This window comes from Roseococcus sp. GW821-FHT12F05 (assembly GCF_058806835.1).
Genome location: NZ_JBXAQB010000006.1, coordinates 232358 through 246991 on the forward strand (window position 1 = coordinate 232358; position 14634 = coordinate 246991).

The window sequence follows — 14634 nt, forward strand, 5'->3', positions numbered from 1 at the left end:
ACTTTGGAGAGGATCGGAGTGGCGAAAGGGCCGGAACGACGATGCTGAAGGAACGGATACGGCTGGGCGGCCGGAGCGCCCGCATCCAGGCCGCGGTCCATGAAGCGGTCGAGCAGCTCTCGGCCGAGATGGACCGCGACGAACTGGCGATTCCCGCGATCGCGGCGCGGGCGGGGGTGACGCCATCCACCATTTACCGGCGCTGGGGCGGCCTCGCCGAACTGCTGGCCGACGTGGCGGTGCAGCGGCTGCGGCCGATCGCCGATCCCGTCGACACCGGCACGGCGAAGACGGACCTCCAGGCCTGGGCCGAGCAGTATATGGAGGAGATGTCCTCCGAGCTCGGGCGCGCGATGCTGCGCGACGTGTGCTCCTCCTCCCAGGAGGCGGACGCCGTCCGGTGCTGCAGCTATACGATGGACCACCTGCAGATCCTCGCGGAGCGCGCGGCGCGGCGCGGCGAGCGCTTCGATTCGGCCGAGGCGCTGGACCACGTGGTCGCGCCCATCATGTACCGAATCCTTTTTGGGGGCGGGCCGCTGGACGCGGCCTATGTGCGCGCGCTGGTCGAGCGGATGATGCCCGGCTGAGGGGACCTGGCGGAGCGGAGAGGAGCGACGTCGACCCCGGGCGATGGGTTGGCCGGCGGCATCGCGCCAAATGAAGTGGTGCGGGTGGTCGGGCTCGAACCGACACTCCGTCGCCGGAAACGGATTTTGAGTCCGTCGCGTCTACCGTTCCGCCACACCCGCGCGCCGCGGAGCCGATAACACGGCCGCGCCCGTTCGGGCAATTTCGGCCTCTGGACCGAAGGTCCGGCTTCCGCAAGGATCGCCCCAACAAAGGATATACGGAGTACGTCCATGACCCCGCGCACCCATCGCCGCGCCATGCTTCTCGGCGCGCTCGCCGCCCCGGCTCTGGCCGGCCGCGCCCGTGCCGCCTGGCCCGACCGCAGCATCCGCATCGTCATCCCCTATCCGCCGGGCGGCGCCTCCGACACCACGGCGCGCCTCATCACCGAGCCGCTCTCGCGCGTGCTCGGCCAGAGCGTGGTGGTGGACAACCGCCCCGGCGCCAACGGCGCCATCGCGCTGGAGAACGTCGCCACCAGCGCCAATGACGGCCACACGTTGCTGATGGGCAATCTCGGCCCCAACGCCATCAACCCGGTGCTGAAGACGAACCTGCCCTTCGACGCCGTGCGCTCCTTCGATCCCATCGTGCTGGCGAACAAGGTACCGATCGCGCTGATGGTCCGCTCCGACTACCAGGCGCGCGACATGGCGCAGCTCATCGCCATGGCCAAGGCCCGCCCGGGGCAGATCGGCTACGGCTCGGCCGGCAACGGCTCTGCCTCGCACCTGGCGGGCGAGATGCTGAAGGTCACGCTGGGCATCGACCTGCTGCATGTGCCCTATCGCGGCGACGCGCCGGCGATCACCGACATGCTCTCCGGCGCGCTGCCCTGCGTGCTCTCCACGACCGTCTCCGTCCTGCCGCAGTTGCGTGCCGGGCGGGTGCGGGTGCTGGGCGTGGCCTCGGCGCAGCGGCTCGGCAGCATGCCCGACGTGCCGACTTTTCTCGAGCAGGGCGTCGCCGGCTACGAGGTCTCGTCGTGGAACGGGCTCTTCGCGCCTGCCGGCACGCCGCGGCCGGTGATCGAGCGTGTGAATGTCGAGGCCACGCGCGCGCTGCGCATCCCGGAGGTCACGCGGCGGCTGGAGGATGTCGGCGCCGCGCCCGCGATGGGCACGCCGGAGGAGTTCGCTGCCTTCCTCCGCGCCGAGCTGGACCGCTGGGCCGAGGTGGTCCGCGTCTCCGGCGCCCGCGCGGACGACTGAGAAAGAGCGGCCTCGCAGGATGGTCCGGCCGCACAGCGGCCGGCGCCGCCCAAGTGACCTGCCGGCTTGCGCATCAGTGGCGCGGCGAAGCCAAGTCGCCGGAGGCGGCGCCCGGGGTTTGAGGGCACGAAAACCCTGTTACAATTGGCGACGCACCGAAACCGGCGCCGATTGTAACATGCGCGGCATGGAACCAGCCCCCCACATCCTCGTCCTCGACGACGACCGCGAGATCCGCGAGCTGCTCGGACGCTTCCTGGAGAAGCAGGGCCTGCGCGTCACCCTCGCCCGCGACGCCCGCGAGGCCCGGCGCGTCTGGCCGCTCGCGCGCTACAGCCTCGTCGTGCTCGACCTCATGCTGCCCGGCGAATCCGGCCTCGACGTCGCCCGCTGGCTGCGCAGCCAGTCTAACGTGCCCATCGTCATGCTCACCGCCATGGGCGAGGAGACGGACCGCATCGTCGGCCTCGAGCTCGGCGCCGACGACTACATGGCCAAGCCGTTCAACCCGCGCGAGCTGCTGGCCCGCATCCGCGCGGTGCTGCGCCGCGCCCAGGGCGGCGACGCCACCAACGGCCACGGCGAGGAGGCCGGCGGCACGCTCCACTTCGCCGGCTGGATCCTGGAGGCCTCGCGCCGGCGGCTGCTGAACCCACAGGGCGCCGAGGTGCCGCTCACCGGCGGCGAGTACGAGCTGCTGACGACCCTGCTGGAGCGCCCCAACCGCGTGCTGACGCGCGACATGCTGATGGACCTGCTGCACAACCGCCAGCCCGGCCCCTTCGACCGGGCCATCGACGTCGCCGTCTCGCGGCTGCGCCGCAAGCTCGAGGATGACGGGCGCAACCCCTCGGTCATCAAGACGGTGCGCGGCGGCGGCTACGTGCTGTCGGCCAATGTCGAGCGGGCCTAGTGGAGATCGGCATCGTCCGTCGCTTCTGGCCCGCGAGCCTCGCGGGCCGCACCGCGCTGGTGCTGATCCTCGGCCTCATGGCCGTGCAGGCGCTCGGCCTGACCATCCATGCCTTCGACCGGGTGGAGCTGCAGCGCGCCTCGGAGGCGCGCGAGAACTCCGTGCGCGCCTTCAACCTCTGGCGCGCGCTGGTGATCTCGCCGCCCGAGCGGCGGGCGGCCATCCTCGCCGATGCGGACCTGCCCTCCACCCTCTCCGCCACCTATGACGCGCAGCCCACCACGCCGGCCGACCTGCCGCCGATCCCCATGCACATCGCGCGGCTCTTCCGGGTCGAGGGGCCGGGCCCCGGCTCGCTGCCGGCGCCGCCGCGCCGCTTCCGGCCGGTGGAGGTGCGCGCGGGCGAGGTGGAGGCGCATGCCTTCTCCATCTCCATGCGCTTCCCGGACCAGGGCTGGCTGAACCTCACCTTCCGGCATCCCACGCCGCGTCCCTGGCATTCGGACACCTTCCTCATCGCCTTCATCGCCATGTCGGTGACGGCGGCGCTGCTGATCCTCTGGGGCGTGCGGCGGCTGACGCGGCCGGTGGCCGACCTCGCGGACGCCGCGACCCGGCTCGGGCGCGACGTGAACGCGCCGGCGCTGCCCGAATCCGGCCCGGCCGAGATCGCGACCGCGGCGGCGGCCTTCAACACCATGGCCGCCAATATCCGCCGCTTCGTGGCCGACCGGACGCAGATGCTGGCCGCCATCAGCCACGACCTGCGCACGCCCATCACGCGGCTGCGGCTGCGCGCCGAATTCCTGGACGATGACGAGCAGCGCGCCAAGATGCTGGCCGATCTCGCGGAGATGGAGGCGATGATCGCCTCGACGCTCGCCTTCGCCCGCGACGACGCGGCGAACGAGCCGGCCACCTCGGTGGACCTCGTGAGCCTCGCGCGCACCGTGCTGGACGAGGCGGCCGACGCCAATCCCGCACATGCCGCCGACATCGCCTTCGACGGGCCCGAGCACCTGGTGATGCGGGTCCGGCCCGTGGCGCTGAAGCGGGCGCTCTCCAACCTCGTCGGCAATGCGCTGAAGTACGGGGATTCCGCGCGGCTGGCGCTGGAGCGCCGAGGCGAGAGCGTGGTCATGCTGCTGGACGATGCGGGGCCGGGCATCCCGGAGGCGTCCCAGGAGAAGGTCTTCCAGCCGTTCCAGCGCATCGAGGACAGCCGCAATCGGGAGACGGGCGGCACCGGCCTCGGCCTCACCATCGCCCGCAGCATCCTGCGCGCCCATGGCGGTGAGGTGACCTTGCACAACCGCCGGGAGGGCGGGCTGAGGGTGGCGATCCGGCTGCCCGGATGATAGGCCGGGAAGAGGCTTTCCCGGAGCACCCCATGGCCCTCAAGGCTGGCATCATCCCCGTGACCCCCTTCCAGCAGAACTGCACGCTGGTCTGGGACGACGCGACCAAGGAAGCCACGGTCATCGATCCCGGCGGGGACGTGGACGAGATCCTGGCCCAGCTGGAGAAGCAGGGCCTGACGCTGGTGCAGATCCTGCTCACCCACGGCCATATCGACCATGCCGGCGGCGCGGACGAACTGCGCGAGCGGACCGGCATCGCGGTGATCGGCCCTCAGATCGGCGACAAGATGCTGCTCGACAACCTCGAGAAACAAGGCAGTGCCTATGGCCTGCACGGTTCGCGCAACCTCGTGCCCGACCGCTGGCTGGACGAGGGCGACAAGGTCACGCTCGGCGGCGCCGAGTTCGCCGTGCTGCACTGCCCGGGCCATTCCCCCGGCAGCCTCGTCTATGTGAACACGGCGCTGCGCGTGGCCTTCGTGGGCGACGTGCTGTTCCAGGGCTCCATCGGCCGCACCGACTTCCCCTATGGCGACCACGATGCGCTGATATCGGCCATCAGGACCAAGCTGCTGCCGCTCGGCGACGACATCGGCTTCGTCTGCGGCCACGGCCCGAGCTCGGATTTCGGCACGGAGCGGCGGACCAACCCCTTCCTTCAGGGCTGAGCTGCCCGCATTCTCGTCGCTTGTTTTGTCGCGGGATTCAGACCTCTGGCGCCTTCGCGCCCCGGTCGTCCCGCTTTGGCAGCTTGAGGAGTGACGGCATGGCGGAGTTCGACCTGGTGGTGCGCGGCGGCGAGGTCGCCACCGGCTTCGGCACCACGCGCTGCGACATCGGCGTGAAGGGTGGGCGCATCGTGGCGCTGGCGGAATCGCTGGAGACCTCCGGCAACGTGGTGGATGCCGGCGGCCTGCTGGTCCTGCCCGGCGGCGTGGACACGCATTGCCACATCGAGGAGGCGCAGCCCAAGGGCGTCGCCGAGGAGAGCTTCGTCACGGCCAGCCGCTCGGCCTTCGCAGGCGGCACCACCTCGGTCGTCTGCTTCATCCCGCAATGGAAGGGCGGCGGCGTGCTGGAGCGCCATGCCGATGCCGAGGCGCGGGCGAAGAAGGGCATGATCGACTACGGCTTCCACCAGATCATCGCCGACCCGACCGACGAGGTGATGGAGAAGGAGATCCCGCAACTTGTCGCCAAGGGCATCCGCAGCCTCAAGGTCTTCCTCACCTACGACGCGGTGCACCTCTCCGACGCGCAGTACCTCAAGGTGCTGACCACGGCACGCAAGCTCGGCTGCCTCGTCACCGTCCATTGCGAGAACTACGACGCCATCAACTGGCGCACCCAGGCGCTGCTCGACGTGGGGCTGACCGCGCCGAAGTACCACGCCTGGTCCCGCCCGCCCGTCGTGGAGCGCGAGGCCACGCACCGCGCCATCGCGCTCGCCGAATTCGTGGACCAGCCCATTCAGGTCTTCCATGTCAGCTGCGCCGAGGCCGCCGAGGAGATCGCCCGCGCCCAGGCCCGCGGCGTGAAGGTCTGGGGCGAGACCTGCCCGCAATACGTCGCCCTCACCGCCGCCGACATGGATCGTCCGGGCTTCGAGGGCGCGAAGTTCATGTGCAGTCCCTCGCCGCGCGACGAGGCGGAGCACGCCCGCATCTGGGACATGATCCGGCGCGGCGTGCTGGACGTGGTCTCGTCGGACCACTGCGCCTTCAGCTTCGATGGCGACAAGGGCAAGGCGCAGAACGGCCGCGACGCCGTGTTCCGCGACATCCCGAACGGCATCCCCGGCATCGCCGCGCGGCTGCCGATCCTGTTCAGCGAGGGCGTCTCCAAGGGGCGGATCACGCTGGACGATTTCGTGCGGCTGACCTCGACCAACCCGGCGCGGCTGATGGGGCTGGCGCCGCGCAAGGGCAGCATCGCCGTGGGCGCCGATGCGGACCTCGTGCTGTGGGATCCGAAGGCGAAGAAGACGCTGACCAACGCGCTGATGCAGCACGTCGCGGACTACACGCCCTATGAGGGGATGGAGGTCACGGGCTGGCCCATGATGACCATCCGCCGCGGCGAGGTCGTGATGCGTGACGGCGTGGTGCAGGCGGAGGAGGGGACCTCGCAGTTCCTGCCGCGCGGGCCCTATTCGTTCATCGCGCCGCGGGGGGTGCTCGCAAATGACTTCGATGGGGCGCCGATGGGTTCGTGAGAGGGCTCCGCCCCTCGTTGTCTCCGCTTCGCGGCCAACCCCCCACCAGGGCTTTTGGCCCTGGACCCTTTTACTGATCGAAGGTGCAGGAAACTGAGTTTCCTGCCGGGGAGTTTGAGGGGCAGAGCCCCTCAATTCTTCCAGATTTTCGCGCGCAGCGGCCATAGCACCGCCACCACCGTCATCACCCAAAGCACGATCGACACCGGCGACGCCACCAGCTCCGTCACGCTCCCATCCGATAGCGCCAGCGCGCGCCGGAGATTGTCCTCCAGCATGCGCCCGAGCACGAAGCCCAGCACGATCGGCACCAGCGGCACGTCCAGCTTGCGGAACAGCCAGCCCATGATGCCGAAGCCGACCGCCATCAGCAGGTCGAAGGCCGAGTTGCTCACCGCATAGACGCCGGCGAAGCTCAGCGCGAGCACGCCCGGATAGAGCACCCAGGCCGGCACGCTCAGCAGCCGCGCGAAGATGCCGACCAGCGGCAGGTTCAGCAGCAGCAGCATCGCATTGCCGATATACATCGAAGCGATGAGCCCCCAGGCCACATCCGGCCTCTGCGTGAAGAGCAGCGGCCCCGGCGTGATGTTGTACATTAGCAGCGCGCCCAGCAGCACCGCCGTCGTCCCCGAGCCCGGGATGCCCAGCGAGAGCATGGGCACGAGGTTGCCGATCTGCGCTGCGTTGTCGGCCGTTTCGGGCGCTGCCACGCCGCGCAGATCGCCCTTGCCGAAGGTATTCTCGCTCTCGTGCAGCCGCTTCTCGGCCGTGTAGGAGAGAGCCGACGCGACGGAGGCGCCGGCCCCCGGCAGCACGCCGATGACGAAGCCGATGCCCGTGGCGCGCAGCATGGCCGGCAGGCAGAAGAGGATCTCGCGGAAGCTCAGCCGCTTCCCGCCGCCGAGCTTCGCCGCCTCGGCCTGGAGGCTGGATTCGATCAGCAGCAGGATCTCGCCGATGGCGAAGAGGCCGACCGCCAGCACGGTGAAGTCGATGCCGCCCAGCAGCTCGATCGAGCCGGCGGTGAAACGCTCCACCCCCGTGCCGGAATCCACGCCGATCAGCGCCAGCAGGATGCCCAGACACCCCGCCGCCCAGGCCTTGGGCGCCGAGGCGCCACCGACGGCGCCGAGCAGCGACAGCGCGAAGGCGATCAGCGCCACGTAGTCCGCAGGCGAGAAGGCCACCGCCACCCGCGCCAACGGCACGGAGAGAAAGGTCATCAGGATCACCGAGAGCGTGGCGCCCAGGAAGCTGCCGATGCCGGAGATGGCCAGCGCCGCGCCGCCGCGCCCCTGCTTCGCCAGCGGATGCCCGTCCAGCGTCGTCAGCACGGCCGAGGGCTCGCCCGGCATGTTCAGCAGGATCGCAGTGATGCGCCCGCCATAGCCCGAGCCGTAATAGACCGCCGCCAGCAGGATCAGCGCGCTCTCCGGCGGCAGCCGCAGCGCCAGGCAGAAGGGCAGCAGCAGCGCGATGGCGTTGAGCGGCCCGATGCCCGGCAGCACGCCGATCGCCGTGCCGATGATGCAGCCGAGGAAGGCCAGCGCGAGGTTGGTCGGCACCAGCGCGACCGCGAAGCCGCCGCCGAGCGCGGAGAAGGTATCCATCATGCGCCGAGGAAACCCTTCGGCAGCGACAGGTCCAGCAGCCTGTCGAAGAGCGCCCAGAGCGCGACGCTCGTGACCGCCCCGGTCACCAGCGCCAGCCAGGGCCGCGCGCCGAAGAGCAGCGCCACGCCGAGCGCGAGCCCGGCCGTGGCGATGAGGAAGCCCAGCGTCTCCAGCAGGAGCGCGTAACCCACCATCACGACGATGAGCAGGAGCGGGGCCGCGCGCCGCTCCGGCCAGGCGAAGGCCGGCCCGCGCTCCAGCAGGATCAGCGTGCCGCAGGCGGCCAGGATCACGGCGACGGCCGAGGGAAAGCCTTTCGGCCCCAGCGGATCGGCCGCGAAGGGGATGACCAGCGACTGCGCCGACCAGAGGACCAGCGCCGCCAGGACGATCAGCAGAACGCCGAGAACACGTTCGGCAGAAGCCATGCCGGTGCCTCGCGCGCCTCCGGCGCTGCCGGCACTCACTGGCTGACGAGGCCCACGTCCCGCGCGAGCTGCCGGAACTCCGCGGTCTTGCGCTTGGCCAGCTCCGTGAACTCCGCGCCCACCATGTTGAACTCGAAGAGTCCCTGCGCCGAGCGCTGCGCCGGCCAGTCCGGATGCGCCGTCAGCCGCCGGATCGCCTCCACCCAGAAGTTGTAGGCGGCGTCGGGCATCTGCGGCGGGCCATAGAAGCCGCGCACGATGGGCCATTCGGCCTCGAAGCCCTGCTCCTTGGCTGTCGGCACCGAGGCCAGCGCGCCCGGCAACCGCTCGGCCGCGAGCACGGCCAGCAGCCGGATCTCGCCGGCCTCGAACTGGCCGCGCGCCTCGGAAGCATCGGCCGGCGACATCTGGATATGGCCGCCGAGCACCGCCGCCAGCGCCTGGCCGCCGCCCTCGAAGGGCACGTAGCGCATGCGGCGCGGGTCCACGCCCGCGGCACGCGCAATCAGCGCCGCCTTGGTCCAGTCCTGGCTGCCCACCGCGCCCCCGGCGCCCATCGGCACGCTGGCGGGATTGGCGCGCAGCGCGGCCACGAGGTCGGCCAGGTTGGCGAAGGGGCTGTCCTTCTTCACCGCGATCACGCCGTAGTCCGCACCGATCGCGCCGATCCAGCGCACGTCGTTCTCGGCGAAGCGGCCGAATCGCCCGGTGGCCATGTTCACCCAGGAGCCGGTGGAGACGGCCACGATCACGTTCGGGTCGGCGCGGCGCTGCGCGTTGATGTAGTTGATGGCGACCGCCCCGATCCCGCCCGGCATGTTCTGGGTCCGGATCGAGGGGCCGACGATCCCCGTCTCGTTCAGCATGCGCGAGGTCAGCCGGCAGGAGATGTCGAATCCGCCGCCTGGCGTGGCGCCCGCGATGCATTCCGGATTCTGCGGCGTGAATCCTTGCGCTTTCGCAGCGACGGGAAGGAGGGCGGAGGCGGCGAGAAGCGCGCGGCGTTGCATGGCGGTCGTCCTGTTTCTGGCGCGGAACGCGTTGCGGCGGGCCCATTGCCCAAGCCCGCGGCATTCCGGCCTCCCTTTGCCTGTGCCCAGCGTGCCATGCCCGTAACGGTATGTCGAAGGGGTCCGTCACGCGGTTGACGCAGGGCAGGGCGCGCGTGACCATCCCGCGCGATTTGGACTGGGGATCGGGTTTGGGCGCGGAGATCATCTTCACGGGCGGCGCGGTGTTCCGCGGGCTCGCCGGCGGCATGGCCGAGGCGATGGCGGTCAGTGGCGGCAAGGTGATGGCCGTCGGCGCGAAATCCGAGATCGAGGCGCTGGCCGGCGCCGACACGAAGCGGGTCGACCTGGGCGGACGCCTCGCGATTCCCGCCTTCAACGAAGCGCATATGCATCTGCTGCCCTTCGGCCTCGGGCTCAGCATGGTGAACCTCCGCGCCGAGGAGGTTCGCTCGCTGGACGAGGCGCTGAAGCGGCTCGGCGAGGCGGCGAAGGCGCGCCCCAAGGGCGAATGGGTGTTGGGCCGAGGCTACGACCACGACGCGCTCGACATCGGCCGCCACCCGACGGTCTCGGAGCTGGACGCGGCGGTGCCGGACCATCCGCTCTTCATCGTGCGGACCTGCGGCCATATGGGCGTGGCGAACACGGCAGCGCTGCGGGCGGCCGGCATCGGCCACAACACGCCGGAGCCCGAGGGCGGGGTCATCGAGAAGCGCGATGGCGCGCTGACCGGCCTCATCCAGGAACGGGCGATGAGCCTGATCAAGGCCGCCATCCCGTCGCCCACCGAGGATTTCATGGTGGACGCCATCGAGGCCGCGGGGCGCCGGCTCGCCTCGCTGGGCTTCGCCTCGGCGACGGACATGAATGTCGGTATGACCGCCAACCTCGCCGAGGTCGCGGCCTATGAGCGCGCCGTCGGCGAGGGGCGCTGCCTGCAGCGCATGTGGCAGGTGCTGGCCGGCAACCCCGAAGGTATCGGCGAGGCCGCCTGGGAGGCCGGGATGCGCCCCTGGAAGCCGGGCGACGACCTCGACGCCATGCTCCGCTGGGGCGCGGCCAAGGTCTTCGCGGACGGCAGCGCGGGCGGGCTGACGGCCGCCTTCTTCGACCCCTATCTGGCGAGCGCGGGCGGCGGCACGGGCGTCTTCACCTTCCCGACCGAGACCATCCACGCGCTTCTGAAAAAGTACCACGAGCAGGGCTGGCAGCTCGACATCCACGCCATCGGCGACGCCGCGATCGAGCAGGTATTGACCGGCATGGAGGAGGCCGACGCCACGCCCGAGCGCCGCCACCGCATCGAGCATTGCGGCTTCGTGACGAAGGACCAGCGCCGCCGCATGCTGGCCCGCGGCATCCTGCCGGTCCCGCAGCCCGTCTTCATGTACGAGTTCGGCGACCTCTACCTGAAGAACCTCGGCCTGCCGCGCACCGAGCACGCCTATCCCATGAGGACCTGGCTGGAGGAGGGGCATCATCCCGCCGCCTCCTCGGATTCGCCGGTCTCCACCGTCGATCCCTTCCCGAACCTCTTCACCATGGTCACGAGAAAAACCAACCAGGGCACGGTCTTCGGCGCGGAGGAGCGGCTCTCCATCCAGCAGGCGCTGCACTGCTACACTTGGTGCGGCGCCTACACGACCTTCGCCGAGGGTGTCCGCGGCACGCTCGAGCCGGGCATGGACGCGGATATCGCCGTGCTCTCGCGGGACATCACCGAGATCGCGCCGGAAGACTACCTCCAGGTCCAGGTGGATCTGACGCTCCGCGGCGGCACACCCATCTTCGACCGGCACGGGATCCTGGCCTGATGCTGCGCCATGCGGTGCAGCGGATCGGTCTGGCGGTTCCGGTCCTGTTCGGCGTGCTGCTCATCGGCTTCCTGCTGATGCAGGTGGTGCCGACCGACCCCGCAACAGTCCGCGCCGGCCCACAGGCCACCGCCGACGTCATCGCCGAGATCCGCGCGGAGCTCGGCCTCGACCAGCCCATCTACGTGCAGTTCGGCAAATACCTCTGGCGCCTCGCGCATGGCGACCTCGGCGTCTCCATCATCAACAACGTCGCCGTGACGGAGGAGCTCGGGAACACCATCGGCCCGACGCTGGAGCTGATGGTCTCGGCGCTGTTCTGGTCCATCCCGCTCGGCATCTTCCTCGGCACCATCGCGGCCTATTGGCGCGGCTCGCTGCTGGACAAGGCGATCATGGCCGTCAGCGTCGCGGGTGTCTCGGTGCCGGTCTTCTTCCTCGGCCTCGTGCTGATCTGGTTCGTGGGCTTCCAGTGGCAGCTGCTGCCCTTCACCGGACGCGGCGGGCCGCTCTGGACGCTGGACGGGCTGCTGGCGATCATCCTGCCGGCGGTGACGCTGGGCGGCGTCTTCATCGGCCCCGTGGCCCGCATGACGCGCACCGCCGTGGTGGACACGCTCTCCGCCGAGCACGTCCGCACCGCGCGCGCCAAGGGCCTGCCCGAGCGCCTCGTCGTGATCCGCCACGCGCTGCGCAACGCGCTGATCCCCGTCGTCACGCTGATCGGCCTGCAGATCGGCTTTCTCCTGGGCGGCGCCGTGGTGACCGAGACGATCTTCTCCTGGCCCGGCGTGGGCCGTCTCGCCGTCGGCGCCATCCTGTCCGCCGACTTCCCCATGGCGCAGGGCACCATCATCGTGCTGAGCCTCGGCTTCATCCTGGTGAACCTGGTCGTGGACCTGCTCTATGCGGTGCTCGATCCGCGGGTGCGGCAGGCATGAGCGCGACGACCGTTCCGGCCCTGGACAAGGCGCCGCGCCGCCCGACCGTGCTGCGCATGCTCATGCGCGACACCGGCGGCGCCATCAGCCTCGCCATCGTCGTCCTGATCCTGCTGGCGGCGGTCTTCGCCCCCTGGCTCTCGCCGGGCGACCCCTACGAGACCGACCTGCTCGCCATCATGCAGCCGCCGGACGGGCAGTACTGGTTCGGCACGGACGGGCAGGGGCGGGACATCCTCGCCCGCATGCTCTACGGGCTGCAGGTGACGCTCTTCATGGGCCTGGCCTCGCTCATCGCGGGCGGCGCCGTGGGGGCCGTCGTGGGCTTCCTCGCCGCCTTCTACCGCCGCGTGGACGGGCTGCTGATGCGCCTCATGGACATCATGCTGAGCTTCCCGGCCATCCTCTTCGGCCTCGCCTTGGCGGCCATCTTCGGGCCCGGCCTGACCTCGGTGATCATCGCGCTCTCGATCGCCACCGTGCCGCTGATGGCCCGCATCGTGCGCAGCTCCGCGCTGGTGGTCATGGGCCTCGACTACATCGAGGCCGCGCGCGCCACGGGCATGAGCGACCGGCGGCTGATCCTGCGGCATCTCGCGCCCAACTGCCTCTCGGCGATCTTCGTCTTCTCGACGCTGCGGCTCGGGCAGGTGATCCTGCTGGGCTCGGCGCTGTCCTTCCTGGGTCTCGGCGCGCAGCCGCCGGTGGCCGAGCTCGGCGCCATGGCCGCCCAGGGCCGCAGCTTCCTCTTCATCGCCCCGCATATCAGCGTGATCCCCTCGGTGGGCATCTTCGTGATCGTGCTGGCCTTCAACCTGCTGGGGGACGCGCTGCGCGACGCGCTCGACCCCCGGCTCCGCATCTGAACGGGAGACAAAAATGATCAAGACTTGGCGACGCGCGACATTGGGCGGCCTTGCCGCTCTCGGTCTTGCGCTCACAGCGCAGGCCCAGACCCAGCCGCGCAACCAGATCACCTTCATGCGCGAGATCGACAGCGACCGCTACGATCCGCACCGCTCCACCGCGCTCGCCGGCGGCGAGGTCATCCAGATGCTCTCCGACACGCTGGTGAGCATGGATTTCGACATGCGCACCATCCGTCCCGGCCTCGCGGAGCGGTGGGACATCAGCCCCGACGGCAAGACCTACACCTTCCACCTCCGCCGCGACGTCACCTTCTGCGACGGCAAGCCCTTCACCGCCGACGACGTGGTCTACAGCATCAACCGCTGGATCGGCCGCACCACGCCGCGCGTGGCCTCGCCCGTCGCCTGGCGCGCCGGCCCCGTGAAGGAGCTGCGCGCCGTCGATCCCTATACCGTGGAGTACGAGCTCACCGAGCCCTTCGGCGAGCTGCTCTCCCAGCTCAGCCAGTATTTCGGCGTGATCGTGGACCGCGCGACGGTCGAGCGGCTCGGCGACAATTTCGGCGTGCAGGGCTTCAACGGTACCGGCCCCTATTGCTGGGCCAACTGGACGCCGCGCAGCGAGTTCGTGATGACGCGCCACCCCACCTACCGCTGGGGCCCACCCGTCCTGCAGAACCAGGGTCCGGCGCATGTCGAGCGCATCGTCTTCCGCGTGATCCCCGAGGCCGCCGCGCGCGTCGCCGCCCTGCAGGCGGGACAGGCTGATATCACGCAGTTCATCCCGGAAGCCTTCTGGGACACGATGCGCCGCGTGCCGACCATCCGCAGCAGCACCCAGCCCAACTACTTCTGGGACGTCTTCCTGGGCTTCAAGGTCGACAAGCCCGTGGTCAGCGACCCCGTCATCCGCCGCGCCGCGCATATGGCGGTGGACCGCGTGGGCCTGACGCGCGCGGTCTGGTCGGGTCATGCGCTGCCGGCGCGCAACATCATCAACCCGAACGCGCTCGACTATGACGCGCAGTCGGACGCGATGGTGCCCAACTACGATCCCGCCGCCGCGCGCCGCATGCTGGACGAGGCCGGCTGGCGCATGGGGTCCGACGGCGTCCGCGTGAAGGACGGCCAACGCGCCAGCTTCCTGATGTACGGCATCACCAACCTCACCAACCAGCGCAGTGCGGAGATCATCCAGCAGGGGCTGCGGCAGGTCGGCATCGAGATGCGCGTACAGATGTTCGACGCGACGGTGGCCTGGGGCCGGCTCGCGACGCAGGAATTCGACGCCTATATCCTCAGCTACCCGTACATCTCGGCGACGGATGCGCTCTCGCTCTACTGGCACAGCCGCAACCGGCCCTCGCCGAACCGGATGAACTGGAACGACCCCGAGACCGACGCCTGGCTGGAAGAGGCCCGCCGCGGCACCGATCCCGCCCGCCGCGCCGAGGTGACGGCGCTGATCCAGCGGCGGCTCGCCGAGCAGGCCCCCTGGCTGACGCTCGCGCGCACGCAGCTGACGGTCTTCTCGACCCAGCGCGTGGACGGCGTGCGGGCGCATGGGCTCTACGGCATCGGCGTCTATCGCGGGCTCGACCTGCGGGTGGTGCGCTGACC

Annotated in this window: 13 protein-coding genes and 1 tRNA gene; 10 read left to right on the forward strand and 4 right to left on the reverse strand. The window is 70.3% G+C overall.

Going from position 1 to position 14634, the window contains the following annotated elements; all coding sequences use genetic code 11:
- Positions 1-41: 41 nt before the first annotated feature.
- Positions 42-590, forward strand: coding sequence for a TetR/AcrR family transcriptional regulator (locus AC1ROY_RS17480; protein WP_493150135.1), 549 nt, complete (start codon positions 42-44; stop codon positions 588-590).
- A gap of 76 nt (positions 591-666) precedes the next feature.
- Here AC1ROY_RS17480 and AC1ROY_RS17485 read toward each other — a convergent pair.
- Positions 667-752: transfer RNA gene (locus tag AC1ROY_RS17485), tRNA-Leu, on the reverse strand.
- Positions 753-863: 111 nt separating this feature from the next.
- Here AC1ROY_RS17485 and AC1ROY_RS17490 point away from each other — a divergent pair.
- From AC1ROY_RS17490 to hydA, 5 genes are all read left to right on the forward strand, one after another.
- Positions 864-1844 (forward strand): Bug family tripartite tricarboxylate transporter substrate binding protein, encoded by a 981-nt coding sequence (locus AC1ROY_RS17490; RefSeq protein ID WP_493150136.1) that lies wholly within the window; start codon positions 864-866, stop codon positions 1842-1844.
- A gap of 187 nt (positions 1845-2031) precedes the next feature.
- Positions 2032-2757: a response regulator gene (locus AC1ROY_RS17495; RefSeq protein ID WP_493150137.1), complete on the forward strand. Its 726-nt coding sequence runs from the start codon at positions 2032-2034 to the stop codon at positions 2755-2757.
- On the forward strand, positions 2757-4115 hold the full coding sequence (locus tag AC1ROY_RS17500; RefSeq protein WP_493150138.1) for an ATP-binding protein: 1359 nt from the start codon (positions 2757-2759) through the stop codon (positions 4113-4115). Before AC1ROY_RS17495 ends, AC1ROY_RS17500 begins: the two co-directional genes overlap by 1 nt.
- Positions 4116-4147: 32 nt before the next feature.
- Positions 4148-4786: an MBL fold metallo-hydrolase gene (locus AC1ROY_RS17505; protein WP_493150139.1), complete on the forward strand. Its 639-nt coding sequence runs from the start codon at positions 4148-4150 to the stop codon at positions 4784-4786.
- Positions 4787-4884: 98 nt separating this feature from the next.
- Positions 4885-6333: a dihydropyrimidinase gene (gene hydA, locus AC1ROY_RS17510; RefSeq protein ID WP_493150140.1), complete on the forward strand. Its 1449-nt coding sequence runs from the start codon at positions 4885-4887 to the stop codon at positions 6331-6333.
- Positions 6334-6464: 131 nt separating this feature from the next.
- Here the strand turns inward: hydA and AC1ROY_RS17515 are convergent, their stop codons facing one another.
- From AC1ROY_RS17515 to AC1ROY_RS17525, 3 genes are read right to left on the reverse strand one after another with little or no spacing between them, the layout of a single operon-like run.
- A complete protein-coding gene (locus AC1ROY_RS17515; protein WP_493150141.1) occupies positions 6465-7949 on the reverse strand; it encodes a tripartite tricarboxylate transporter permease in 1485 nt (494 codons plus the stop codon).
- Positions 7946-8377, reverse strand: coding sequence for a tripartite tricarboxylate transporter TctB family protein (locus tag AC1ROY_RS17520; protein ID WP_493150142.1), 432 nt, complete (start codon positions 8375-8377; stop codon positions 7946-7948). The genes AC1ROY_RS17515 and AC1ROY_RS17520 overlap by 4 nt, the downstream gene beginning before the upstream one ends.
- Before the next feature lie 35 nt (positions 8378-8412).
- Entirely contained in the window at positions 8413-9387 is a 975-nt protein-coding gene (locus AC1ROY_RS17525) for a Bug family tripartite tricarboxylate transporter substrate binding protein (RefSeq protein ID WP_493150143.1), read from the reverse strand.
- Between the two features lie 191 nt (positions 9388-9578).
- Here AC1ROY_RS17525 and AC1ROY_RS17530 point away from each other — a divergent pair, with 191 nt between their 5' ends.
- Genes AC1ROY_RS17530 through AC1ROY_RS17545 form a run of 4 tightly spaced genes read left to right on the forward strand, consistent with a single transcriptional unit; the run spans position 9579 to position 14632 of the window.
- Positions 9579-11204, forward strand: coding sequence for an amidohydrolase (locus AC1ROY_RS17530; RefSeq protein ID WP_493150144.1), 1626 nt, complete (start codon positions 9579-9581; stop codon positions 11202-11204).
- Positions 11204-12145, forward strand: coding sequence for an ABC transporter permease (locus AC1ROY_RS17535; RefSeq protein ID WP_493150145.1), 942 nt, complete (start codon positions 11204-11206; stop codon positions 12143-12145). The genes AC1ROY_RS17530 and AC1ROY_RS17535 overlap by 1 nt, the downstream gene beginning before the upstream one ends.
- Positions 12142-13011: an ABC transporter permease gene (locus AC1ROY_RS17540; protein WP_493150146.1), complete on the forward strand. Its 870-nt coding sequence runs from the start codon at positions 12142-12144 to the stop codon at positions 13009-13011. Before AC1ROY_RS17535 ends, AC1ROY_RS17540 begins: the two co-directional genes overlap by 4 nt.
- 13 nt (positions 13012-13024) lie before the next feature.
- Positions 13025-14632, forward strand: coding sequence for an ABC transporter substrate-binding protein (locus tag AC1ROY_RS17545; RefSeq protein WP_493150147.1), 1608 nt, complete (start codon positions 13025-13027; stop codon positions 14630-14632).
- Positions 14633-14634 lie beyond the last annotated feature (2 nt).